Below are 24,531 nucleotides of genomic sequence, written 5' to 3'. Positions count from 1 at the left end.
TCAGGCATTGCCTTTCATCACGAGTTCCCCATATTGCTCAGGGGAAATCGTGCCGCCCATGGAAGCCACCTTTGCGAGATCCTTCGGCTGCAGGACATCCTGCACGGCATCGATGCGCTTCCATTGAGGCGTCGGCGTGACGCAGCCCGGCTGTGGAACGTAAGGGGAGGCTTGCACGCGCTGGTGCTTGTGGATATAGCGCGGGCAATTGATGAAGATTTCCTCGATCTTGACCCTCACCACCAGTTCGGCCTCCTGGTATTCCGCCAGCAATGGGTCGTCCGGCGTAATGCTCGCAGTGCCATGCACGCGGATGCGGTGCGGGGTTTCAAAGTCGATGAACAACATCCCGATCCTGGGATTGAGCGAGAGATTGCCCATGGAGAGGTACATGCTGTTGCCGTCCAGACTGGGGAAAGCCAATGTCGTGTCATCCAGAATTTTCACAAACCCGGGCTGGCCGCCTTTGTGGGAACAGGTAGGAAAGCCACGGTGGTCTATGGTGGAAAGAAAAAAGAAATCGCGGCTGCCGATAAAAGCGGCATGCTCTTCTGGAATACTGGGCAGCACGATCAGGTCGCGCACCCGGTCCGCCATGGCCGCACCATCAAAATGTTCCTGCCATTGCCTATGCTGCTCTCCGTAAAACTCGCCCATGTTCACCTCCTTCATAACTTTAGTATTTACTGACCTGTATAGCGGCATGGTAAGGATAGTTCTTTCCGGGAGTCAAGAGTCCTTGCCTGATAAATTGGCGCTCATATAAAATGAGAAATATTCTCATTAATTGATGGTCAAATGGAAACGCTCCCGGATTCGCAGCAACAACTGCTGGGTACGCTATATACCGAGCATCACGGCTGGTTGCAAAGTTGGCTGCGCAAGAAGCTGGGCTGCGTATTCGAGGCGGCAGACCTGGCGCAGGACACCTTCGTACGGATCGCCTTGCAGCGCGAGCTGGAGAACCTGCGCGAGCCGCGTGCCTACCTTACTACCGTCGCGCATGGGCTCATGGTCAACCGGTTGCGCAGGCGCAAGCTGGAGCAGAGCTACCTCGAAGCCTTGGCGCAGGCGCCCTCCAGCGAAGCGCCCTCGCCGGAAATGCAGGCCATGCTGCTGGAAACCCTTTTGGAAATCGACGCCATGCTGGACGGCCTGCCTGCCAAGGTGCGCATCGCTTTCCTCATGGTGCAGCTGGAAGATGCCTCGCATGCCGACATTGCGCGCCGTCTTGACGTCTCGGTGAGCTCGGTGCGTAAGTACATCATGCTTGCCCTGGCTCACTGCCTTTCCATCGAAATGCCTGCGGTTTAGGCGCCTGCATGTCCACTGTCCCGCCACCAACCGAACAGGCCGCCTTGCAGGCTGCGATTACCTGGTATGCCCAGTTGAGTTCGGGCGAGGCCAGCGAAGCCGACCATGCCGCATGGCAAGCTTGGCGCGAGCAAAGCGCTGAACACCAGGCTGCCTGGCAACGCGTGGAGTCTATCACCGGCAAGTTCGAGCATGTGCCGAGCAAGCTCGGCATGGCGACCCTGACCCCGCAAAAGCGCTTGGAGCGCCGCAAGGCGCTCAAGCAGCTTGCCATACTGCTTGCCGTGGGCGGCGCAGGCTGGCAAGCCTATCGCGAACTGCCTTGGCAAAGCTGGAATGCCGATATCCGTACCGCGATTGGCGAGCAGCGCACGTTGGCGTTGGCTGACGGCAGCCGATTGGTCGTCAATACCGATTCCGCACTGGACGTGGCGTTTGATGCCCGGCAGCGCCTGATTCGCCTGCACAGCGGCGAAATCATGATTGATACCGGCCAGGAAACCGGGCCATACCGGCCTTTTCTCGTCCAGACCAGCGAAGGGCTGCTGACTGCTTTGGGTACGAAATTCAGCGTGCGCCAGACCGATGGCGGTACCTTGCTCAGCGTCCTGGCGCATGCCGTCAAGGTCGAGCCGCATTCCGCGCCTGGGCAGGCTTATACCGTGAACGAAGGCATGGCCAGCCTGTTTTCTGCCCATGGGCAGATCACCCTGGGCCCGTTGTCGCCACAAGCGTCGAGCTGGGTCGATGGGTTTATCTATGCCGACAACCTGCCTTTGCCGCAATTCATCGCAGAACTGCAACGCTACCGCAAAGGCTGGCTGCGCTTGGCCCCTGAATTGCATGAGTTGAAGATTTCCGGCTCTTTCCCGGTCAAGGATACCGATGCCGTATTGCACAGCATTGCCAGGACCCTGCCGGTCAATATCACCATGTTCACCCGCTACATCGTATTGCTGGAACCTCGCTCAACATAAAGCCTGATCTCCGGTTCGGGCAAGCCCGCCAAAATAATTTTCATTTTCGATTGTCACTTTTCGATTTTCGTTTGGCAAAGCAGATAGAGACGTTCAATCACTATCCAGGGAGCATCATGCCAAAAGAAAAAAACCCCCATGCATTCAAGCGCCGCACCATTGCCTTGCTGTTGCAGGCCAGCCTTGCAACAGGCGCGTTGATGCCGATGCATATGACACACGCCGCCGAACCGGCCGCGGCGGAAGCAAAAACCTACGCTATCGCAGCCGGCCCTCTGGGCGCGGCGCTTTCCACGTTTGCCACCCAGGCTGGCGTGCTGCTGTCTTTTGATCCAGTGGTAACCCAAGGAAAAACGACGACAGGCCTCAATGGCAGTTACACCATCAGTCAGGGATTTGATGTTTTGTTGAAAGGAAGCGGCCTTGCCGCGAGGCAAGAACGTGATGGTGGCTATGCCTTGACCAAAGCATTGAGTCCACAGGCAAAAGGTGAGGATATTCTGCCTGAGGTGAGTGTGAAGACGAGGCGTGAAAAAGCGAATGACAGGCTGGTCACGGAAGGTACAGGTTCTTATGCAGCATCAGGCGCAAGCATTCTGAAAGGAGTGGATTCGCTGAAAGATATTCCCCAGTCAGTGACCGTGATGACGAGGCAGAGAATAGACGACCAGCGACTGGATACGCTGGCGGACGTATTGGCCAATACGCCTGGAGTGACATTGGTCAAGCGCACGGGCGGCGGCAGCGATATTTATTCGCGGGGGTTTCAAACCAACATCATCCAATATGACGGGGTGCCATTGTCCCGCAGTTACACCAACGGCAACCTGCTGTTGGCAAGTTCTGTCTACCTGGACCGAGTTGAAGTGTTGCGAGGAGCGCAGGGCTTGCTGGAAGGGGCAGGCAGCCCTGCTGGCGCGATTAATTTGGTGCGCAAGCGCGGATTGGCTGAAACTTCGATCATGGCCGAAGGCCGTGCGGGTTTCTGGGATAATTATGGTGCGCGAATCGATGCCGGAGGCGCGCTGAATGAGGCAGGAAGTATCCGTGGCCGTGCCGTGCTGGATTATGAGGATAAAGGTTCATTTATAGACAAAGTGTGGGATCGCAATCTGAACGCCTATGCCGCCATTGATATTGATGTGGCTCCAGATACTACGATCGGGGCAGGTATCGCTTTCTCGCGTTTGAATGGAAATAGCAGCCTCTATTACGGGTTGCCGCGCTATGCCGATGGCACGACATTGCCCATTTCCAGAAAAGCCAATCTTGATGCCGACTGGAGCGAGGCGACGCGTCGGGAAACGCAGTTGTTCCTCGACCTTGAGCACAGGTTCAATGCGGATTGGACGTTGAAGGCGGCCGGGGTCTATACCGATGAGGAATATGATGCCGTGACTGCCCTTTCGTATTTCAGGTTGATTCCTGTGAATGGAAACTCGATGACGGCCCCAGGTTTTAAGTATGATTTCGGCGGCAAGAGCAAAGGGTTCAATGCCAATGTCAATGGCAAATTGCAGGCGTTTGGCATGGCACACGAAGTGGTGCTTGGCGCGAATTATTCAGATCAGGAGCGTCGTGATGTCTTTAATGAATATGCGAATACGACGGTCAACGTCTTTGACCATCAGGCGGCTATTTCTACACTTGATTCGCGGGTATTGAGCCGTACAAGAAACCTGAGCTCCGACACTACCCAGAAAGGCATCTATGCGCTTTGGCGTAGTCATTTGACGGAGCGCATGACGTTGATAGTCGGCGGACGTGCAAGTTGGTACAAGTATGCATCTTCCATCGTCAACCCTGTAAATGGCGCGATTGTAACCAGTTCCAACGAGAAAGAGAGTGGCGAGGTCACGCCGTATGGCGGGCTGGTATATGCGCTGACGCCACAGTGGTCGCTGTATGCGAGTTATACGGAGATATTCGAGCCGCAAAGTGCATTGGATACCCAGCTTAAAGTCCTGCAACCGATGACGGGCGTCAATTATGAGGCGGGGGTCAAGGGCGAGTTGTTCGATGGCGCCTTGAATGCATCCTTGGCCATTTTCCGTGTCGATCAGAAGAATCGGGCTGTCATAGACTATGACGCTCCCATGATATGCGGCGGATCATATTGCTCCCGCTCGGCAGGAAAAGTCCGCAGCGAAGGTTTCGAGATCGAAGCGCATGGACTGGTGGCAAGCGGTTGGCAGGTCAGTGGCGGTTATACATACAATCGTAACAAGTATCTGGATGACAGCGACGAGAGCCTGGTCGGCAAGCCGTTCAGTTACGAAACGCCCAGACATATGCTGCGCCTGTGGTCTGACTATCAATTGCCGGGAGCGCTCGATAAATGGCGCGTTGGCCTGGGCGTCAATTACCGCAATGCACAGAAGACAGACAGCGATGCCATGCTGAACCCTGTGCAAGGAAGTTATGCGGTATGGAATGCGCGGGTCGGTTACCAAATCGATAAAAACTGGTCGGCATCCATGAACGCCGACAACTTGTTCAATAAAGAGTACTACTCTTTTATCTCGAACAACTATTTGAACAATTATGTAGGCGAGCCACGGAAAGTTTTATTGACCTTAAGGTATAAATTCTGACGTTCGGTTAACGCTCTGGACATTACATCTGACCACTGCCGGTTTTCTACGGCAGTGGTTTTTTGTATTAGTCATTCCACTATCCAGTTTTCCAGAAACAGGCCGGGCACACGTTGAAATTCGCGCTGGTTGTCGGTGACCAGCGTAGCGTCGATCGCAAGGGCCTGGGCGGCGATCCAGAGGTCGTTGGCGCCGATGGGGGTGCCTTGCCGCTCGAGCAGGGCGCGGATACGGCCATAGTGTTGTGCGGTGTCGTGATCGACGCCGATTGGCTGCAGGCGATGGGTGAGTTCGGCCAGCCTGGCGTGGTTGCGTTCGGCGAAAGCGCTTTTTTCCGTGCCGAACTCTAGCTCTCCCAGTACGATGCTGGAAAGCCGCAGGCTGCTAAGCGGCGTGTTTTCCAGATGCCGCTGAACCGTGGGATGGGCTTTTAGCGCTGCAATCAGGATGTTGGTATCGAGCAGGTAAATGACAGCCATGCATTAATCATCCAGCGAGGCGACATCTTCGGCAGGATTGTCACTGGGGGCTTGCAGGTCGTTTTCCTTGTCGGCCCAGAGGTCGCGGAAGGCTTCTGCGGCCATGCGCGGCCGATCCGGCACCAGGCGGGCGACCACCTTTCCGTGTCGTGTCACTGCGATTTCCTCACCGGCTTCGACTTCTGCGAGCAGTGAGGAAAAGCGGCTCTTGGCTTCCACTACCGAGATGTTTTTCATGAGGCCTCCAATTTGACTGGTTAATTATGACTATAAGGTCATATTATCAGTGGGAGTGCATCATGTCATCTTTAACCTTGCTATTTCATGATGCTATGTATGCCGCTGGATGAGTTTCTGCAAAGGGGAAAACAAGCGGGAAGCAGGTTGCGGATTCAATCCCAATGCATAGCGGATGACTTCCCGCTTGAGCAGGCCGTCGTGATCGGCAAGCCTGAGCCCGAGATTGCGTAAGGCGCGCAAAGGGGTGATATTGTTGCTGAAGCCATAGCTGAACGCGTCCATGGCGCGCTGCATGACGAGGTTGGCGAGCTTGCGCTGGCGCTCATAGCCTTGCAGGCGGGACAGTGCGGCAAAGTCGCCGCCTTCTTGCCAGGCTTGCAGCAGAATTTCGCTGAGCACGGCAGCATCCTGGAATCCGAGGTTCACGCCCTGGCCTGCAAGCGGATGGATGGTATGGGCGGCGTCGCCGATCAGCGCGATGCCCTGGCGCGCGTAAACCTGTGCATGGCTGCATGCGAGCGGGAAGCTGCCGCGTTGCACCAATCCCGTTATCTTAGGCAATGCGGCGGGGAAGTGCTGGCGGAACGCTGCCAGCAGCGCATCGTCGTCCAGCGTCAACAGCCGGCGCACTTCGCTTGGGCGGTGGTACCAGACCAGCGAGGCATAGTCCCCGGGCAGGGGCAGCAGCGATTGCGGCCCGTCGGGGGTGAAGCGCTGCCAGGTGATGTCACGTTCGCCTCCTTGGATGCCGACGGTGGCGACCAGCGCATGCATGGGGTATTGCTGGCTATCCAATGCAATACCGGCGGCCTTGCGCACTTGCGAGTTGGCGCCGTCGGCACCGATGAGGAGTCTTGCCTCGAAGGCCTGGTCGCTTTTCAGGCGGATGTGGCTGCCTTCGGGCCGATAGGCAATCTGATCGATTTCGTCCGGGCACAATAAAGTGACGTTGTCGTAACCTTGAATTGCCTCCAGGCAGGCGAGCTGCACCAGCCTGTTCTCGACGATATGGCCGAGCCAGGGCGCATCGACTTCCTCGGCATCGAACAAGGTACCTTGGTCCTGGCGGTTTTCCCAAACCTGCATGCGCTTGAACGGCGCAGTACGCATGGCTTGTATAGCCGGCCATGCCTGGGCTTGCTCAAGAAAGCTGATCGAGGCGGGGCTCAAGGCCGATACGCGCAAATCGGGCGTGCTGGAAGCGTCAAAAGCGGCGGGCGGATGGTTCTCCAGCAGGGTGATCCGCATGCCGCTGGGCGCGAGCCTGGCAGCTAGCGCGCTGCCTATCATGCCGCCGCCGACGATGAACAGGTCGACTTTTTGCGGGTAGTTCACTTCGGCCACTGTATTACTCATCATGCTTCTGCTTCGGGTGGATGCGGACCAGGATGATGCGCGGGCCGTTCATTTTCTTGACGACGATGTCGAATTGCTCGAAGGCGATGCTCTCGCCCTCCTTGGGGATGTAGCCCAGCTTGGACAGCACCAGCCCGCCGACGGAATCGACTTCGTCGTCGTTCTCGATCTCGATGCCCAGGGCGCGTTCCAGCGTGAAGATCGGCAGGCTGCCCTTGCCGATCAGCGTGCCGTCGTCGAGCTTGGTCCAGTCGTTCTGGCTCTGGCGGAACTCGTCGCGGATCTCGCCGACCAATGCCCCCAGCATGTTATCCAGTGTGATGAAGCCCTGGGGTTCCTGCCCCTTGCGCCCGACGATGGCGAAATGGCTGGCCTTGCCTTCGCGAAAGCGGCGGAACAGCTCTATCGCAGGCAGGTCGGGAGAGACAAATGGCGCTGGGTGCACGAAGCGGCTCAGGTCCTGCAATTCGTCCTCTTCAAACTTGGCGAGGAACAGGCTCTTGAGGTGGATGACGCCCTTGACCTTGCCGTCCTGCTCCACAAAAGGATAACGGCTGTAGCGGTGCTGGGAGATGATTTCCAGGTTTTCCTCGAAGCTATTTTTTGCCGACAGGGAAATGGCCTCGTTGAAGGGGCGCATGAGGTCGGCGACTTCCAGGTCGCTGAAATCCAGCGTATGGGCGAGGATGTTCCATTCATCTTTGGTGAGCTCTTCCGAGGCACGGCTGCTGCGCAGGATCAGTTTCAGCTCGTCGGCCGAATAATGGGCGTCGCTGGCATGGCCGGTGCTTAGGCCGAATTTCCGCAATATCCAGTTGGAGCTGGCATTCAGCAGCCAGATGGCGGGGTACATGACCCAGTAGAAAACATACAGGGGGGCGGCCGTCCATAGGCCGACCGTTTCCGACTGGCGTATCGCCATGGATTTGGGGGCAAGCTCTCCCAGTACGATATGCAGGTAGGAGATGGTGAAGAAGGCAACCACGAATGAGATGCCGTGCACGAGTTCGGGGGCGGTGACGCCAACGCTGAACAGCAAGGGCTCCAGTAATTGGGCAAACGCCGGTTCGCCAACCCAGCCCAGGCCGAGTGAGGCCAGCGTAATGCCCAACTGGCAGGCGGACAGGTAGGCGTCGAGCTGGCCATGAACTTTGGCGAGGATGCGGCCGCGCCAGCCGTGGGTCTTGGCAATCGCCTTGACGCGGGTTTGCCGGAGTTTGACCAGCCCGAACTCGGCCGCCACGAAGAAGCCGTTGAGCAGGACCAGGAAGAATGCGAGCAGGATGAGTAGAAGGTTGCTTTCCATGATGGTGGAATGTTAGAAACTGACTCCTGCTTGTTGTGCCTGGTTGTCGGCATGGTAGGAGGAACGCACCATGGGGCCGCAGGCGGCATGGGTGAAGCCCATGGCGAGCGCTTGCTGCTCGAATTCGGCAAAGCGCTGCGGCGTGACGAAGCGCTTGACCGGCAGGTGGTGCGGGCTAGGCTGCAGATACTGGCCCAGGGTGAGCATGGTGACATTATGCGCGCGCAGGTCGCGCATCACTTCCAGGATTTCCTCGTCGGTTTCGCCCAGCCCCAGCATCAAGCCGGACTTGGTCGGCACTTCCGGGTGCAGTTCGCCGAACTCCTTGAGCAAGTCCAGCGAGTTCTGGTAATCGGAGCCGGGACGCGCTTCCTTGTAGAGTCGTGGCACGGTTTCCAGGTTGTGGTTCATGACGTCTGGCGGTGCGGCCTTGAGGATATTGATGGCGCGATCGAGGCGACCGCGGAAGTCAGGCACCAGGATTTCCACCTTGATATTGGGTGAGTAGGTGCGTACTGATGCGATGCATTCGACAAAATGCTGGGCGCCGCCGTCGCGCAAGTCGTCGCGGTCGACGCTGGTGATGACGACATACTTGAGGCGCATCTGGGCGATGGTGCGGCCCAGGTTCTCCGGTTCGTTGGCATCGGGCGGCAGCGGTTTGCCGTGCGACACGTCGCAGAACGGGCAGCGGCGCGTGCAGATGTCGCCAAGGATCATGAAGGTGGCGGTGCCGCCGCTGAAGCATTCGCCGATATTGGGGCACGATGCTTCTTCACAGACAGTGTGCAGGTTGTTCTCGCGCAGCACCTGTTTGATTTCCTGGAAGCGTGCGCTATCCGGCACTTTCATGCGTATCCATTCCGGCTTGCGCATGGCAGGCATGGGAATGATCTTGATCGGGATGCGCGCCATCTTCTCGGCGCTGGTTTCCTTTACGCCCGCGACCTTGCGCGGCGGCGGGACGATGCGTTCGGTAATTTCTGTCATAAGGTGTTCTCGATGGGGTCTGTTCCCGTTTTATTCGTGTCTGCGTTGCTGTGGCAAATGGTGTCAGGCAAGACGCGGGGCGCAGGCAATGGTGATTCCCTTGTCAAGTCCCGCAACGCAGCATGGCGCCATTTGCCACAGCAACCCTAAAGGGCCGGCACCGGTTTTTGCACGGCGCTGCGTTATTCGTCGTTCATTTGGAATGACCAAATTTCTCTCCTCATGCCTTGCTCCGCACAAAAACCGGTGTCGGCGCGGACTCGAATAAAACGGGAACAGACCCCGGACAATCAGTATAGCCTAACTGTGATGTCAATTTATCAAGCAGCTTTTGTGCCGCCGCCTCGGGTGCCAGGCCTACTCCCAGGTCGCGGGCCTGGGTGACCTGCAGGCCTTTGTAGCCGCAAGGGTCTATGGCGAGGAACGGGGCCAGGTCCATGTCGATATTCAGCGCCAGGCCGTGATAGCTGCGCTGGTTCTTCAGGCGCAGGCCGAGAGAGGCAATCTTGGCGCCGTTGACGTATACGCCGGGCGCATCGGCCTGCGCCACTGCCGTGACGCCGTGCTCTGCGAGCAGGGCGATGATACTGTCTTCCATCGCGCTGACCAGCGAGCGGACAGTGAGACTGCTGCGCTTGAGGTCGAGCAAGACATAGATGACGACCTGGCCTGGGCCATGGTAGGTGATTTTGCCGCCCCTATCGACCTCGATCAGCGGAATATCATCCCGGCTCGGCGGGCGCACGGCCTTGCGGTTCAGCCCCAGGGTATAGACGGGGGCGTGCTCGGTGAGCCAGAGTTCATCATTGCTGTGTTCGGTCCTGGACTGTGTGTAGGCCTGCATGGCCTGCCAGGTGGCGAGGTAATCTGTGCGGCCCAGCGTACGGATTACCAAGGGCCGGTTCATGCGCTCATGCTGCATGGGGTATCGCTGTTGCCGTCATCAAAGTACGTATTTCACCTTGGGGTGCGAGGTGAGCGAGCGGTAGATGTCATCCAGCTGGGGCTTGGAGTGCACGAGCACGGTGCAAGTCAGGCTGACGTATTTGCCGCCGGTGCTGGCCCGCATCTCGATGCGCGTGGCGTCGAAATCCGGCAGGTGCTGCTGGATCACGCCCAGGATCAGGTTGGCGAATTCCTCGTGGGCCTCGCCCATTACCTTGATGGGAAAGTCGCAGGGGAATTCGATCAGCGTTTCCTGATCGTCGGGCTTGTTGTCATTGGGCGCATTTGCCATATTGCTTACCTCGCGGGCCTCATTACTTGGTTCTTGAACGCCTGGTACAGCGCATGCATGCGCTTGAATACCGGGCCGGGCTTGCCGTCATTGACCGTTACGCCGTCCAGCGCGACCACGGCAAGCACTTCCTTCGTGGATGAGGTGAGCCAGATTTCATCCGCCGCGCGCAATTGCGCCTCGCTTACCGGGCCGACCTTGAGCGGCATGGCGTTTGCCTGCGCAAGCTCCAGCACCACGTCATAGGTGATGCCGGGGAGCATGAACTGGTTCTTGGGCGGGGCCAGCAATATGCCTTCTTTCACGATAAAGATATTGCTGCTGCTGCCTTCGGTGAGATAGCCGTCTCGCAGCATCAGGGTTTCCGCCACGCCGTGATCCACGGCTTCCTGCCGCAACAGTACATTGGCAAGCAGGGAGATGGCTTTTATATTGCAGCGCTGCCAGCGAATATCAAGTGCCGTGATCGCGCTCACGCCGGATTCCACCAGTTCGCGCGATGGCGTCACCAGGGGCATGCTCATCGCCAACACGGTCGGGCTGACTTCCGGCTGGGGAAACGCCTGGTCGCGCGGTGCGACGCCGCGCGTGACCTGGATATAGAGCGATTGGTCGGTCAGCCCGGCATTGGCTGCGACCAGGCGCGTGCAGACATCATGCCATCCGGCCGTGTCGAGCGGGTTGGGGATACGGATCGCTTCCAGGCTCTGGGCTAGCCGGGCGAGGTGTTCGTCAAGGCGGAACGGTTGTCCCGAATAGACCGGGACGACTTCATACACGCCATCGCCAAAGATAAAGCCACGGTCCAGCACCGGGACCGTGGCCTGAGCCAATGGCAGGAATGAGCCGTTGAGGTAGACGGTTTCATCCATGCGCTGCGGGATTACTCGAACCAGAGCTTGATCGTGTCCAGCAGGCGGCCGAAGATGCCGGCCACTTCCACGCCTTTGGCGGCAACCAGTTTGTGTTCGGCGATGACCTTGTCATCCAGGATGAACTGGATGGTGCCCACCTGCTGCCCGGCGCTTACCGGCGCCACCAAGGGCTGCTGGCTAACCACCTTAGCCTTGACGCGGGCATATTCGCCCTTGGGCAAGGTGATGGAGACGTTCTTGGCCACGGTGGCCACGACATTATTTTCCGCGCCCTTCCATACCTTAAGGCTGCTGACTTCAGCGCCGCGCTTGTACACCAGCTTGGATTCGTAGAACTGGAAGCCGTAGTTGAGCAGCTTCTGGCTCTCTGTCGCACGCGCGGAGTCGGACGGGGCGCCGAGCACGACTGAGATCATGCGGGTGTCGCCGCGCTTGGCCGAGGTGACCAGGCAGTAGCCCGCGCTCTTGGTATGGCCGGTCTTCATGCCGTCAACGTAAGGGTCCAGCCACAGCAGGCGGTTGCGGTTAGGCTGGCTGATCTTGTTATAGGTGTACTCCTTCATGGAGTACAGGCGCTTGTATTGGTCCGGAAAGTCGCGGATCAACGCGGCCGCGAGCAGGGCCAGGTCATGCGCGGTGGTGTAATGCTGCGGGTCGGGCAGGCCGGTGGCGTTGACGTAATGGGTCTCGCGCATGCCCAGGCGCGTGGCTTCCTTGTTCATGAGTTCGGCAAAGCCTTCCTCGGAGCCGGCAATGCCTTCGGCCAGCGTGATGGAGGCATCGTTGCCGGACTGGATGATCATGCCGTGCAGCAATTCGTCGACCGTCACGGGCTTGTTGGGCTCGATGAACATCTTGGAGCCTTCCACCTTCCAGGCCTTGACGCTGACCGGAAGGGTCTGCGTCAGGGTCAGGTGGCCGTTCTTGATAGCCTTGAAGGCCAGGTAGGCCGTCATGATCTTGGTGAGCGAAGCCGGCTCGACACGGGAGCTGCCATCCTGTTCCGCAATCACGCGCTCGCTGTTGAAGTCATAGAGCTGGTAGGACTTGACGGCCAGCGCCGGGGGTTGGGGGATGTCTGCCGCTTGCGCCGTCAGAGCGCTGGTCACAAAGGCGGTCACTGCAGCGATGAGGATCGCTGGCTTGCGGATGGAAAGATAGGACATAGAATCTCTTTAACTCAATGATTTAGGGTTCAAGCCGGCAGCTAACAAACTCACTGGTATACCACGATCGCGTTGGTATTGAGTGTCTGCTTGATTTTTGCCGCCGCTGCCTCGGCCTGCTGGCGGCTGCTGTATGGCCCGAGGCGCACGCGATAAGTTCCGGCATTATACCAATTCTCTACCTGGACATTGTCCGCGAGCTGGTTTTGCTGCAAGGTCTCGACCAGCCGGTCGCCGTTGGCTTTGACCGAGAAGGCGCCAACCTGCACATAGGCGCCGGTGATCGGCTGGTTGGTGACGGTTTCATTCATGGCGTTGGTGAGGCTGCCGTTGCCTGCCTCCGCAGCGGCGGGCTTTGCCTGTTGCTCGACGGTGGCGCCGGCTGGGTTTGAGATCGGCCTGCCATTTTCGTCCAGCGCCTCTACATCGACGATGCCGCTGCCTTTTTCGACCAGGCGCAGCTTATAGGCTGCAGCGTAGGAAAGGTCGATCAGCCGGTTGTCATGGAATGGGCCGCGGTCATTGATGCGCACGATGACGGAGCGACCGTTCTCCGGGTTGGTGACGCGTACGTAGCTCGGCAGCGGCAGAATGGTATGCGCGCCGGTCATGGCGTACATATCGTAGACTTCGCCGCTCGAGGTCTTTTGCCCGTGGTAGCGCTTGCCATACCATGAGGCGATGCCGCGTTGCTTGTAAGGGGTGTGTTCCGTCAGCGGGGTGTAGCGGCGGCCCAGCGCGCTATATGGGCGCATGGCGCGCGGCAGCGGCGTTTCGGCGCGTGGCTTGGCATCCGGAATGCTGTCGATGTCGGCGGGCGGGTTATCGCCAGGGCCGTCATCCAGGTAGTAGCCGCCTTTCTTGGGTGCGGGCTGTGTCGTCGGGGCAGGCTTGCCCGCTTCCGGTTTGACGCTGGTGCCGCCGCCACAGGCCACCAGGGTGAGGGCAATCATGCCAGGAATCAGGTTGCGTATCAGTTTCATGAGGTCTGCAGGCTTTCGACGGCCCGACTCGCTCCTTTCTTTCCTATGAGGTAACAAGCTTCTTATGCGTATGGATACTCATGAGTATGCCAAAACCGACCAGCAAGGTGACCAGCGAGGTGCCGCCGTAGCTGATGAGCGGCAAGGGCACGCCCACTACCGGCAGGATGCCGCTGACCATGCCGATATTAACAAACACATAAGTGAAGAAGGTCAATGTAATGCTGCCTGCCAGCAAGCGGCTGAACGTGCCTTGCGCCTGTGCCGCGATCACGAGGCCGCGGCCGATGATGACAGTGAACAGCAGGATCAGCAAGACGTTGCCGAGCAGGCCGAACTCTTCGCCGAACACGGCGAAAATGAAGTCGGTGGTGCGTTCCGGCAGGAAGTCGAGCTGCGACTGGGTGCCGTTGAGCCAGCCCTTGCCGGCGAGGCCGCCTGAGCCGAGCGCAATGCTGGCCTGGATGGTATGGTAGCCTGCCCCCAGGGGGTCCTGGTACGGGTCGAAGAGGATCTCAATGCGCCGCCGCTGGTAATCGTGCAGCATCGACCAGAGAATGGGCGCCATGACGCCAACGCTGACCGCCGCGCCGATCAGGATGCGCCAGCTCAAGCCGGCCAGGAACAGGACATAGAAGCCGGAGGCGGCGATCATTAGCGAGGTGCCAAGGTCTGGCTGCTTCATGATCAGGCCGACCGGGATGGCTAGCAATATGGCGCCAAAGACATGGTCCTTGAACGTCGCGGCGGATTCTCGGCGGGAAAAATACCAGGCCAGCAGCATGGGTACGGCGATTTTCATCAGTTCCGAAGGCTGTATCTTGGCGACGCCGATATGCAGCCAGCGCCTGGCGCCGTGGCTGATCTCGCCGAACAGCGCGACGCTGATCAGCAGCAGCACGCCCAGCACATAGGCGGGCAAGGCGATACGTTCCAGTATCTGGGGCGAGATATTGGCGGCGATCCACATGAGGCTGAGCGCCACCGTGATGTTGACCAACTGGTTGCTGATCTTGCCCATGCTCTGCCCGGAGGCGCTATAGAGCACGCACAGGGCCAGCATGATGGTGACGATCAGGCAGCTCATCAGGAAGCCGTCGATGTGCTTCACCAGTCGCTTTATCAATTTACTCATCATGGCTTTGGGCCTCCGGAGTGACGGGCGCGCCAACACTGGCATCTTCCACAGCTGGTTTTGCCGAAGGGGGCTCCTTGCCCAGCAAGTAGTAATCCATCACGCGCCGCGCGATCGGCCCAGCGGTGGAGCCGCCATGGCGGCCGTTTTCCACAATCACGGCAATCGCGATCTTGGGGTCTTCCGCCGGCGCGTAAGTGATGAACAAGGCATGGTCGAGGTGTCGCTCGTGCATCTTGCTTTCATTGTACTTCTCATTCTGCTTGATCCCGACCACCTGGGCAGTGCCGGTCTTGGAGGCCATGAGGTATTGGCTGTCGGCTCCCAGCCGCGCCGCGGTACCGCCCGGCAGAGTGACGTCCATCATGCCTTGTTTCACGATCTCGATATTTTTCGGGTTGAGCGCAACCTGGTCGATGACTTCGGGCGAAATGGAATGTACATGGCCGCCCTTGCTCTCCTGGATCGCAGCGACCAGGTGCGGTTTCATGGCTTTGCCGTTGTTGGCGAGAATGGCGGTTGCCTGCGCCAATTGCATGGGGGTCGCGAGCATATAGCCCTGGCCGATGCCGACAATCACGGTTTCGCCCGGGAACCATTTCTGCTTGAAGCGCCGGCCTTTCCATTCCGGGGTCGGCAGCAAGCCGCCCAGCTCACCCTTGATGTCGATGCCGGACGGCTTGCCGAAGCCGAAGTGGCTAACGAACGAAGCGAGCCTTTCTATGCCCAGCTCCATGGCTAGCCCGTAAAAGAACGTGTCGCAGGAAACCGCGATCGCCTTGCGGATATCCACGGTGCCATGGCCGCTGGGCTTCCAGTCACGGTAGCGGTGCGAATTGCCCGGCAATGTGAAAAAGCCCGGGTCGCTGATGCTGAAAGGAGGAGCGCGCTTTCCCGCTTCGAGCCCGGCCATGGCGACGAACGGCTTGAAAGTCGAGCCTGGAGGGTAAATGCCGCGCAACGGGCGGTTGATCAGGGGTTTGTCCAGCGATTCGTTGAGTTCTTTCCAGCTTTCGCTATCGATGCCATCGACGAAAAGATTGGGGTCATAGCCGGGCTGGCTGACGTATGCGAGCACTTCCCCCGTGCTGGGCTCGATCGCCACCAGGGCGCCGCGGTAGTCGCCGAAGGCTTCTTCGGCGATGCGCTGCAATTTGCTATCCACGGAGAGGATCAGGTTGTTGCCCGGGACCGGAGGGGTGCTGGAGAGCACGCGCACGGCATGGCCGCCCGCGTCGATTTCCACTTGCTGAAAGCCGGTGATGCCGTGCAGCTGCGACTCGTAATACTGCTCCAGGCCGCTCTTGCCGATATGGTCCGAGCCCTTGTAGTTCGAGAGGTCGCCGGACTCCTTGAGGTTCTCCAGGTCGCGGTCGTTGATGCGGCCTATGTAGCCGATGATGTGGGAGCCTGATTTTCCTTGCGGATATTGGCGGAACAGGCGCGAGCGGATTTCCACGCCCGGCAGGCGGAAGCGATTGACGGCGATTTTGGCGGCCTCGTCCTCGTTGAGATGCGTGCGGATGGGCACGCTCTCGAAACTGTGGGTCTGGGCACGCAGCTTCTTGAAGCGCTTGCGGTCGTTAGTGCTGACGTCGATCAGTTTCGCCAGCTCGTCTATGGTTTCCTCCACGTTGGTGGCGACCTTGGCCGGCGTGATTTCCAGCGTATAGACAAAGGAGTTCTGCGCCAGCACCTCTCCGTTCCGGTCCAGGATCAGCCCGCGGTTGGGCACGATGGGAACCAGCGAAATGCGGTTGTTCTCGGCCATGGTCTGGTAATGGTCGTATTTCGCGTATTGCAGGTAGACGAAGCGGCCGATGAGGATGCCGAAGCAAGTAATGACCAGCAATGCGCCGGCAGCCAGGCGCGCACGGAAGTCGTGCTGCTCCTTCTGGTAGTTCTTGAGTTCTGAGCGGCGGGATCTCATGCGCAGGATCAGGCCTGGTTGGATCGGCTATCGATACGAAGGCGCGAGAAGCTGACGAACTGCCAGAGCAGGATGCCGCTGACGCTGGGCAGAAAATATTGCCAGCCCGGCAGTTCCCCGCCTGCGAACAGCTTGAGCACCAGGGTAATCACCTGGGTGAGCAGCAGCAGCAGGAAGACGTAGCCGGCTTGCTGCCAGATATTGAACAAAGCCAGGCGCCTCTGGTAAGCCACCGCGAAATAGGAGGTGACGGAGTAAGCGAGCGCAAACTGACCGAACAACCCGCCCGAGATGAGGTCCATGAGCAGCCCGGCAAACCAGGCGGTGCCGATGTTGCACAAGTGCGGCGCGCGCAGAGTCCAGTACAGCACGGTCACCAGGAGGAACTCGGGGCGTATCGTCAGCAGGCTGCCGGACCATGGCAGGATTTGCAGTATCAATGCCAGCAGCAACGACAGGTATACAGGTTTGAAGCTAGTTGTTGACATGGCGTTTCGGCGGCGTTGTTTTTTTGGGGGCAGGCTTGGCCTTCACGGTATTGCTGTCCGCCGGGCGTTCGGCCTGGGGTATGCTGACCAGCAGGAGCTGCCTATGGTGTTCGATGCCTGCGAGGGGCTTGCCGATAATGTGGGCAAATGGCGAATCGGCATCGGTGTCCACTTGGACGACTTCCGCGACGGCAAGTCCTGGAGGGTAGATGCCGTCAATGCCGGAGGTGACCAGCTTGTCGCCTACCCGGATATCGACATTGGCCGGCAGCGAGGGCAGTTCTACCGTCGCATTGCGGCCTTGTCCGAATGCGATCGCCCGCAGGCCGTTGCGCTCGACCTGCACCGGGACGGAGAGCTCCTTGTCGGTAATCAGCGTCACTTCGCTGCTGAAAGGGTAAACGCGCGTGACCTGCCCGACCACACCCGCTTCGTCAATCGCTGCCTGGCCTGCCACGATGTTCTGCCGAGAGCCCAGGTTGACGACGACTTTGTGGCTGAACGGGTCGCGTCCCATATGCAATATCTCGGCGAGCCGTGCCGGCTGGCTGGAAAGCTGTGCGGCGCCCAGCAAGCTGCGCAGGCGTTCGTTTTCAGTCGTCAGCGCCTTGAAGCGCTGCAGCTCCGCCGCATGTTCCAGCGCCTGTTGGCGCAGGTGCGTGTTTTCTTCAGTGAGCGTGGCCTGGGTATGCAGGTAGGCACTCACGTCCTGCGCGAGGTTGAGCGGAGCGTTGGCAATGATCTGCAACGGGTGCAGCAGCGCGATGAATCCCTGGCGGACTTCGACCAGGTAGTTCAGCCGTGCGTCGGTGGCGATCAGTACCAGGGACAGCACGGAAAAGAAGAACAAGCGCGCTGTAGGGCTCGGGCCGCGAACAAAGAAGCCAGTGTGGTGTTGGTGTTCTAAGGCGCGTGGCATGAGAGGTGTGTGGTGGTTGTCTGGTCTAGTGTGCTAGTGGTGTTCCGGAACCTGCGAAGCTCCTGATGATAAAAAACAGGCCATCGTGACATGGCCTGATTCTGTGCTCATGATAACGCAAATTACTCGTAGGCAAACACATTGCCCAGCTTGTCCATTTCTTCCAGCGCACGGCCACAGCCTCGGGCGACACAGCTCAATGGGTCTTCCGCCACGATTACCGGCAGGCCGGTTTCTTCCAGCAGCAGGCGGTCGAGGTCGCGCAGCAATGCGCCGCCGCCGGTCAGCACCATGCCTTTTTCTGCGATGTCGGCGCCGAGTTCGGGAGGGGTCTGCTCCAGCGCGGACTTCACTGCGCCGACAATCGCGTTGAGCGGCTCGGTCAATGCCTCGAGGATTTCATTGCTGGAAATGGTGAACTTGCGCGGCAGGCCTTCAGCGAGGTTGCGACCAGTCACTTCAAGCTCCAGCACTTCGGAGCCAGGGAATGCGGAGCCGATCTGCTTCTTGATCAGTTCGGCAGTGGGTTCGGAAATCTGCATGCCGTAATTGCGGCGGATGTAGTCGATGATGGCCTGATCGAACTTGTCGCCGCCGACGCGCTCGGATTTCGCATAGACAATGCCGCCCAGCGAGATCACGCCGACCTCGGTAGTGCCGCCGCCGATATCCACCACCATGGAGCCTGTCGCTTCTGCGACCGGCATGTTGGCGCCGATCGCTGCCGCCATCGGTTCCTCGATCAGGTAAACCTGACGCGCACCGGCCATCTCTGCAGATTCCTTGATTGCGCGGCGTTCCACCTGGGTGGAGCCGACGGGAACACAGATGATGATGCGGGGGTTGGGGCTGAACAGGCGGGATTCGTGAATCTTGCGGATGAAGTACTTGAGCATCTGCTCGGTGATGGTGAAATCGGCAATCACGCCGTCCTTCATCGGGCGGATCGCCGTGATGTTGGCAGGTGCGCGACCCAGCATGCGCTTGGCTTCCAGGCCGACCGCCAGCAAGGTTTTCTTGCCGGTGGGGCCGCCTTCCTGGCGAATCGCCACCACGGATGGCTCGTCGAGGACGATACCCTTGCCGCGTACGTAAATCAGGGTGTTTGCTGTGCCAAGGTCAATGGCGAGATCGTTGGAAAAGTAACTGTTTAAAAGACCGAACATTATTTGTATCCTGACGAGCTGCCGCAGGCTGTGTGGGCCTTATGTTGCGGCTGAAGATGTGCGTAAAATCAAGGTATAATACCTGATATCTCCTAGAAATTTAAGATTTGGATTGGATAAATGTCACTCAACACACATGACGTCAAAAGGATTGCGCACCTGGCGCGGATCGCCGTCAGCGAGGAAGAGGCCGAAGCGACCCTGGTCAAGCTTTCCGGAATCCTTGGCCTGATCGAGGAAATGCAGGCGGTGGATACCAGCGGAATCGCCCCCATGTCGCACTCCCAGGACGTGGTCCAGCGCCTGCGCGAGGATGCGGTCACCGAAAGCAACCAGCGAGAATTGCTGCAATCCATCGCGCCTGCCGTCGAGAACGGCCTCTACCTCGTTCCCAAAGTCATCGAATAAGTCCTGTCATGATCAATCATAGTTTGAAGCACCTGGCCGGCATGCTGGCCAGCAGGGAGATTTCCAGCGTCGAGCTGACGCAGGAATACCTCAACCGCATTGCGCGTCTCAACCCCGAGATCAATGCCTATATCACGATTAATCCCGAGCTGAGCCTGGCTCAGGCCCAGGCGGCCGACCAGCGCATCGCCAATGGCGACGCGGGGCCACTGACCGGCATCCCGGTCGCGCAGAAAGACATTTTCTGTGCCAAGGGCTGGAAGACCACCTGTGGTTCCAAGATGCTGGAAACCTTCATTGCCCCATATGACGCCGGCATCATCGAGCGCTTCAATGCGGCCGGCGCCGTGAACCTGGGCAAGACCAATATGGACGAGTTCGCGATGGGCTCCTCCAACGAGACTTCCTATTTCGGCAAGGTGCAGAATCCCTGGGATCGCAGCCGTGTTCCCGGCGGCAGCTCGGGCGGCAGCGCGGCTGCCGTGGCGGCGCGCCTCTGTGCGGCTGCGACCGGTACCGATACCGGCGGCTCCATTCGCCAGCCAGCCTCGCTATGCGGCCTCTCCGGCCTCAAGCCTACCTACGGCCTAGCTTCCCGCTACGGCATGATCGCCTTCGCCTCCAGCCTGGATCAGGCTGGACCGATGGCGCATTCCTCCGAGGACATGGCGCTGATGATGAACGTGATGACCGGCTTCGACGAGCGGGATTCCACCAGCCTGCAGCGCGATAAGGAGGACTACACTCGCGAATTGGGCAAGTCGCTGGCAGGCCTCAGGATCGGCTTGCCCAAGGAGTATTTCGCCGAAGGCCTGGATGCCGGCGTGGCGAAGGTGATCGAGGCGGCGGTAGACGAATACCGCAAGCTGGGCGCGGAAATTGTCGAGGTCAGCCTGCCCAATACCATGCTCTCTATCCCTGTTTACTACGTGCTCGCACCGGCCGAGGCTTCCAGCAACCTGTCGCGCTACGACGGCGTGCGCTTCGGCCATCGCGCTGCCGAGTACGACGATCTTATGGAAATGTACTGCAAGAGCCGTGCGGAAGGCTTCGGTGCGGAAGTAAAGCGCCGCATCCTGATCGGCACTTATGTGTTGAGCGCTGGCTACTACGATGCCTATTACCTCAAGGCGCAGCAGATCCGCCGCTTGATCGCGGAGGATTTTGCCAAGACCTTCGAGCAATGCGATCTCATTCTCGGCCCGACCGCGCCTTCTACCGCGTTCAAGTCCGGCGAGAAGGCGGATGACCCGGTCGCGATGTACCTGCAGGATATCTACACCATCGCCGTCAACCTCGCCGGTTTGCCTGGCATGAGCATCCCTGCCGGGTTTGCGCCTGCCGCAGATGGCAAGGAATTGCCAGTGGGCCTGCAGATCATCGGCAACTATTTCGACGAAGCGCGCATGCTCAACGCCGGGCATGCCTATCAACAAGTCACGGACTGGCATACCCGCATGCCTGAAGGAATTGCATCATGAGTAGTTGGGAAGTCGTCATCGGGCTGGAGACGCACGTCCAGCTCAATACTAAATCCAAGATTTTCTCTGGCAGCAGCACTGCGTTCGGCTCCGAGCCCAATACCCAGGCCAACGTGGTCGACATCGCCCTGCCCGGCGTATTGCCCGTGCTCAACAAGGAGGCCGTGCAATGCGCCATCCGCTTCGGCCTGGCGGTGGATGCCGAGATTGCCCCGCGCTCGGTGTTCGCGCGCAAGAACTACTTCTATCCCGACCTGCCCAAGGGCTACCAGATCAGCCAGTATGAACTGCCGGTGGTCGGCAAGGGTTCGCTGACGATCCAGGTCGGCGATGCCGAGAAAACCATCAACATCACCCGCGCGCACCTTGAAGAAGACGCGGGCAAGTCCGTGCATGGCGCCAGCCCGGGCCAGTCCGGTATCGACCTCAACCGCGCCGGTACGCCCTTGCTGGAAATCGTCACCGAGCCGGACATGCGTTCTGCTGCCGAGGCCGTGGCCTATGCGCGCAAGCTGCACGAGCTGGTGCAGTGGATCAATATCTGCGACGGCAATATGCAGGAAGGCAGCTTCCGCTGCGACGTCAACGTCTCCGTGCGCCGCAAGGGAGAGGAAAAGCTGGGCACGCGCCGCGAGATCAAGAACCTTAATTCGTTCCGCTTCATGCAGCAGGCGATTGAATACGAAACCCGCTGGCAGATCGAGACGCTGGAGGACGGCGGCAAGATCGAGCAGGCGACTGTACTGTTCAATCCCGATACCGGCGAGACCCGCGCCATGCGCAGCAAGGAAGAAGCCAACGACTACCGCTATTTCCCCGATCCCGACCTGTTGCCGTTGGCGATCTCGGCGGAAGACATCGACGCCATCCGTGGTACCTTGCCCGAATTGCCATCCGCCATGAAGGCACGCTTCGAGCGCGACCACGGCTTGTCGGCCTACGATGCCTCTGCACTGACCGCCTCGCGCGGCGTGGCGGATTACTTCACTGCGGCATTGGCCGAGTTCGGCGGCGAAGCCAAGCTGGTGGCCAACTGGGTGATGGGCGGCGTGAGCGCCAAGCTGAACGAAGAAGGCCGCGAGATCGCCGATGCGCCGGTATCGCCGGCCCTGCTTGCTGGCTTGCTCAAGCGCATTGCCGACAACACCATCTCCAGCAAGATCGCCAAGGATGTATTCGAGGCGATGTGGGCAGGCGAAGGCGATGCGGACGCCATCATCGAGCGCAAGGGCCTGAAACAGGTGACTGATAGCGGCGCGATCGAGGCTATCGTGGACGAAGTGCTGGCCGCCAACGCCGCCATGGTCGAAGAGTTCCGCGCAGGCAAGGAAAAGGCGTTCAACGCCTTGGTGGGTCAAACCATGAAGGCTTCCAAGGGCAAGGCCAACCCAGCCCAGGTCAACGAAATCCTCAAGCGCAAGCTCGCAGGTTAACGCAATCTACTAGGTTAACCAATCTAATGTGCCGTGCTGGCGCCCTCGCCAGCCGGCACGCCCGTCTTCAATTCAATGAAACGCTTCTTGTCGTTTTCAAAGCGCAAGCGCATGGTTTCCATATGGTGTTTGCGCTCCGCGATTTGCTCATCTATCTTGCCGATGTCGAGCAGGGCGGCCTTGAAATCCTTTTTGAACTCTTTCGGCAACGGCTGGCCGCGCTTGATGTAGCTGGCTTCTGTGTTCTTGAGATCCTGCAGGCGCGCCGTGACGCTGAGCTTGCGCTGTTCCAGTCCTTCCAGCATGGCCTGGTCCATTTGCAGATTGCGGTCTCGCGCGAGGTCGATTTCGTGTTCCGAGCTGTAGACCGCTTGCAAGGTCCTGTCTCGCCTTGCCTGTTCGCTCTTTTTGCCGGGGGTTTCCGATGCTGTGCTGTTGCCCGTGTCGGTTTGCGGCGTGCCGCGGGGGCTGATACTGCTTTCCTTGCCCGAGTATTGGGGCGGCAGGGTGTCGCCATAATGGGTGGTGCCTTGCTCGTCCACCCACTTCATGATCTTGCCGCTGGGCTGCTTGGATTCCGTAGCCGCCCATACGGTACTGGCGTTTAGCGTCAATAGCAGGTATGCCATGACGTTCGCTGGCAGATGCGATCTGCGTAGCATGCCGTTCCTCCCTTTGGAATAATCGTGATTGTTTTGTGCCACTATCGCATGATTTCGTGCCGGATTATACCCTTTATCAAAATAAGGGAATTGTTCAGCCGGCGATCACGGACGTGATCCGTTGCCATTGCGCGAGCTTGTGCTCCTTCTTGATCGAGGCATTGGCGGGGCTGGTGGAAGGCAGCTTGTGGTAATGCAGGTGGGCGGGAATGGTCTGCCGTTTGAGCACGTGGCGGCGAAACGCCTGCTCGGCCTTGCTGCCGTTGAAGAAGATATGCCGGATATGCGGAAATTGCGTAAACAAGGCGCTGAAATCATTGGCAACGATGGAGGCTTCCTCGATGTCGCCGTCCAGGCTGCTGATGCGTATGCATTCCTTGAGTACATCCCATATGCCGATATGCTGCTGGTTCAGCAGCCTTAACCTTTCATGGTATCCGGTCTCGGGCGGAATGTTGAAGATATGGGCGATGAACGGCCAGAACAGGTTCTGCGGATGGGCGTAGTAAGCCTGCATTTCCAGGGAGCGCTTGCCGGGCATGGAGCCCAGTATCAATACCCGGCAACCTGGGGTGATGGCTGGAGGAAAGCTATGGACTAGCATGTGCCGCCGAGGCTTTTCTTAGAGCAGCTAACAAAACCCAGCGCAGCGGTCCTGGCTAGGCGCGCTGCCGCAGGCAGTACAAGTCGTACGGCAAGGCAGCGCAACAACGCCAGGAGCGTTTTGTTAGCCGCGCTTAATCTATTCGACACCATAAGCGCTGCGGTATGCGGCGATGGCGGGGCGGTAGGCCGCCAATTCGCTGTTTTGCTCCAGGTATTGGATCAGGGCGCGCAGGTTGGCAATGCTGATCACGGGCAGCTGATGTTGCTGCTCGACTTCCTGCACGGCTGATAGGGCGCCCAGGCCGCGCTCCTGGCGGTCTAGCGCAATCGCGACGCCGCACGGCGTGGCGCCGCTGGCGGTGATGATGTTGACCGATTCGCGTACCGAGGTGCCGGCCGAGATCACGTCATCGACAATCAGCACCCTGCCTTGCAGGGAAGCGCCTACAATAGTCCCTCCCTCGCCATGGTCCTTGGCTTCCTTGCGGTTGAAGGCATAAGGCACGTTGCGGCCTTGCCGCGCCAGTGCGATGACGATGCTGGCGGCCAGGGTGATGCCCTTGTAAGCCGGGCCGAACAGCATATCGAACTGCACGCCGGAGCGCACAATGGCGGCAGCATAGAATTCGCCCAGGCGCATCAGGCTTTCACCGTCGTTGAACAGGCCCGCGTTGAAGAAGTAGGGGCTGAGCCGACCGGCCTTTGTGGTGAACTCTCCGAAACGTAATACCTGCTTTTGGATGGCGAATTGGATAAAATCTTGCGTTGAATCTGACATGATGAGTG

25 protein-coding genes are annotated in these 24,531 nt (G+C 59.1%); 6 read left to right on the top strand and 19 right to left on the bottom strand.

What is annotated here, in order from left to right; translation table 11 throughout:
• Positions 1-657, bottom strand: coding sequence for a pyridoxamine 5'-phosphate oxidase family protein (locus ACW4YW_RS05750; protein ID WP_457136695.1), 657 nt, complete (start codon positions 655-657; stop codon positions 1-3).
• A gap of 141 nt (positions 658-798) precedes the next feature.
• On the opposite strand from ACW4YW_RS05750, the gene ACW4YW_RS05745 reads away from it, so the two are divergent.
• The 3 genes from ACW4YW_RS05745 (at position 799) to ACW4YW_RS05735 (ending at position 4,885) form a co-directional block, all read left to right on the top strand.
• Positions 799-1,314 (top strand): sigma-70 family RNA polymerase sigma factor, encoded by a 516-nt coding sequence (locus ACW4YW_RS05745; RefSeq protein ID WP_457136694.1) that lies wholly within the window; start codon positions 799-801, stop codon positions 1,312-1,314.
• A gap of 8 nt (positions 1,315-1,322) precedes the next feature.
• Positions 1,323-2,291, top strand: coding sequence for a FecR domain-containing protein (locus tag ACW4YW_RS05740; RefSeq protein ID WP_457136693.1), 969 nt, complete (start codon positions 1,323-1,325; stop codon positions 2,289-2,291).
• Positions 2,292-2,407: 116 nt separating this feature from the next.
• The gene (locus tag ACW4YW_RS05735) at positions 2,408-4,885 is read left to right on the top strand and encodes a TonB-dependent siderophore receptor (protein WP_457136692.1); all 2,478 of its coding nucleotides are present in this window, start codon (positions 2,408-2,410) and stop codon (positions 4,883-4,885) included.
• A gap of 71 nt (positions 4,886-4,956) precedes the next feature.
• Here ACW4YW_RS05735 and ACW4YW_RS05730 read toward each other — a convergent pair whose 3' ends face one another.
• From ACW4YW_RS05730 to ACW4YW_RS05660, 15 genes are all read right to left on the bottom strand, one after another.
• Positions 4,957-5,364 (bottom strand): PIN domain-containing protein, encoded by a 408-nt coding sequence (locus ACW4YW_RS05730; protein ID WP_457136691.1) that lies wholly within the window; start codon positions 5,362-5,364, stop codon positions 4,957-4,959.
• A gap of 3 nt (positions 5,365-5,367) precedes the next feature.
• Positions 5,368-5,601: a type II toxin-antitoxin system Phd/YefM family antitoxin gene (locus ACW4YW_RS05725; RefSeq protein WP_309565747.1), complete on the bottom strand. Its 234-nt coding sequence runs from the start codon at positions 5,599-5,601 to the stop codon at positions 5,368-5,370.
• A gap of 93 nt (positions 5,602-5,694) precedes the next feature.
• Positions 5,695-6,963: an FAD-dependent monooxygenase gene (locus tag ACW4YW_RS05720; RefSeq protein WP_457136690.1), complete on the bottom strand. Its 1,269-nt coding sequence runs from the start codon at positions 6,961-6,963 to the stop codon at positions 5,695-5,697.
• Entirely contained in the window at positions 6,953-8,266 is a 1,314-nt protein-coding gene (locus ACW4YW_RS05715; protein ID WP_457136689.1) for a hemolysin family protein, read from the bottom strand. The genes ACW4YW_RS05720 and ACW4YW_RS05715 overlap by 11 nt, the downstream gene beginning before the upstream one ends.
• 12 nt (positions 8,267-8,278) lie before the next feature.
• The gene (lipA, locus tag ACW4YW_RS05710; protein WP_457136688.1) at positions 8,279-9,256 is read right to left on the bottom strand and encodes a lipoyl synthase; all 978 of its coding nucleotides are present in this window, start codon (positions 9,254-9,256) and stop codon (positions 8,279-8,281) included.
• Positions 9,257-9,476: 220 nt separating this feature from the next.
• Positions 9,477-10,178: a lipoyl(octanoyl) transferase LipB gene (gene lipB / locus ACW4YW_RS05705; protein ID WP_457136687.1), complete on the bottom strand. Its 702-nt coding sequence runs from the start codon at positions 10,176-10,178 to the stop codon at positions 9,477-9,479.
• 21 nt (positions 10,179-10,199) lie between these two features.
• Positions 10,200-10,493: an HP0495 family protein gene (locus ACW4YW_RS05700; protein ID WP_457136686.1), complete on the bottom strand. Its 294-nt coding sequence runs from the start codon at positions 10,491-10,493 to the stop codon at positions 10,200-10,202.
• Positions 10,494-10,498: 5 nt separating this feature from the next.
• Positions 10,499-11,365, bottom strand: a complete 867-nt coding sequence (locus tag ACW4YW_RS05695; RefSeq protein ID WP_457136685.1) for a D-amino acid aminotransferase — start codon at positions 11,363-11,365, stop codon at positions 10,499-10,501.
• 11 nt (positions 11,366-11,376) lie between these two features.
• Entirely contained in the window at positions 11,377-12,534 is a 1,158-nt protein-coding gene (locus ACW4YW_RS05690; RefSeq protein ID WP_457136684.1) for a D-alanyl-D-alanine carboxypeptidase family protein, read from the bottom strand.
• Positions 12,535-12,584: 50 nt separating this feature from the next.
• On the bottom strand, positions 12,585-13,517 hold the full coding sequence (locus tag ACW4YW_RS05685; protein ID WP_407993287.1) for a septal ring lytic transglycosylase RlpA family protein: 933 nt from the start codon (positions 13,515-13,517) through the stop codon (positions 12,585-12,587).
• A gap of 43 nt (positions 13,518-13,560) precedes the next feature.
• Complete coding sequence (gene rodA / locus ACW4YW_RS05680; RefSeq protein WP_457136683.1) at positions 13,561-14,655, bottom strand: rod shape-determining protein RodA; 1,095 nt, start codon at positions 14,653-14,655, stop codon at positions 13,561-13,563.
• A complete protein-coding gene (gene mrdA / locus ACW4YW_RS05675) occupies positions 14,645-16,582 on the bottom strand; it encodes a penicillin-binding protein 2 (protein WP_457136682.1) in 1,938 nt (645 codons plus the stop codon). The genes rodA and mrdA overlap by 11 nt, the downstream gene beginning before the upstream one ends.
• A gap of 8 nt (positions 16,583-16,590) precedes the next feature.
• On the bottom strand, positions 16,591-17,070 hold the full coding sequence (gene mreD / locus ACW4YW_RS05670) for a rod shape-determining protein MreD (RefSeq protein WP_457136681.1): 480 nt from the start codon (positions 17,068-17,070) through the stop codon (positions 16,591-16,593).
• Complete coding sequence (mreC, locus tag ACW4YW_RS05665) at positions 17,057-17,989, bottom strand: rod shape-determining protein MreC (protein ID WP_457136680.1); 933 nt, start codon at positions 17,987-17,989, stop codon at positions 17,057-17,059. Before mreC ends, mreD begins: the two co-directional genes overlap by 14 nt.
• Positions 17,990-18,111: 122 nt before the next feature.
• Positions 18,112-19,155: a rod shape-determining protein gene (locus ACW4YW_RS05660; RefSeq protein WP_230342680.1), complete on the bottom strand. Its 1,044-nt coding sequence runs from the start codon at positions 19,153-19,155 to the stop codon at positions 18,112-18,114.
• Positions 19,156-19,275: 120 nt separating this feature from the next.
• Between ACW4YW_RS05660 and gatC the strand changes: the two genes are divergently transcribed.
• Genes gatC through gatB form a run of 3 tightly spaced genes read left to right on the top strand, consistent with a single transcriptional unit; the run spans position 19,276 to position 22,477 of the window.
• Positions 19,276-19,563 (top strand): Asp-tRNA(Asn)/Glu-tRNA(Gln) amidotransferase subunit GatC, encoded by a 288-nt coding sequence (gene gatC / locus ACW4YW_RS05655; RefSeq protein WP_457136679.1) that lies wholly within the window; start codon positions 19,276-19,278, stop codon positions 19,561-19,563.
• A gap of 8 nt (positions 19,564-19,571) precedes the next feature.
• Positions 19,572-21,044 (top strand): Asp-tRNA(Asn)/Glu-tRNA(Gln) amidotransferase subunit GatA, encoded by a 1,473-nt coding sequence (gene gatA, locus ACW4YW_RS05650; protein ID WP_457136678.1) that lies wholly within the window; start codon positions 19,572-19,574, stop codon positions 21,042-21,044.
• Positions 21,041-22,477 (top strand): Asp-tRNA(Asn)/Glu-tRNA(Gln) amidotransferase subunit GatB, encoded by a 1,437-nt coding sequence (gene gatB, locus ACW4YW_RS05645; RefSeq protein WP_457136677.1) that lies wholly within the window; start codon positions 21,041-21,043, stop codon positions 22,475-22,477. The genes gatA and gatB overlap by 4 nt, the downstream gene beginning before the upstream one ends.
• A 23-nt stretch (positions 22,478-22,500) precedes the next feature.
• Here the strand turns inward: gatB and ACW4YW_RS05640 are convergent, their stop codons facing one another.
• The 3 genes from ACW4YW_RS05640 to pyrE form a co-directional block, all read right to left on the bottom strand.
• The gene (locus ACW4YW_RS05640) at positions 22,501-23,139 is read right to left on the bottom strand and encodes a DUF4124 domain-containing protein (RefSeq protein ID WP_457136676.1); all 639 of its coding nucleotides are present in this window, start codon (positions 23,137-23,139) and stop codon (positions 22,501-22,503) included.
• Positions 23,140-23,233: 94 nt separating this feature from the next.
• Entirely contained in the window at positions 23,234-23,743 is a 510-nt protein-coding gene (locus ACW4YW_RS05635) for a DNA-deoxyinosine glycosylase (protein ID WP_457136675.1), read from the bottom strand.
• A gap of 138 nt (positions 23,744-23,881) precedes the next feature.
• Positions 23,882-24,523 (bottom strand): orotate phosphoribosyltransferase, encoded by a 642-nt coding sequence (gene pyrE, locus ACW4YW_RS05630; protein ID WP_457136674.1) that lies wholly within the window; start codon positions 24,521-24,523, stop codon positions 23,882-23,884.
• Positions 24,524-24,531: the final 8 nt, after the last annotated feature.

This window comes from Methylobacillus pratensis (assembly GCF_054072455.1).
Note: the sequence above shows the minus strand (reverse complement) of the source record. Positions and strands in the feature narration are given on the sequence as shown.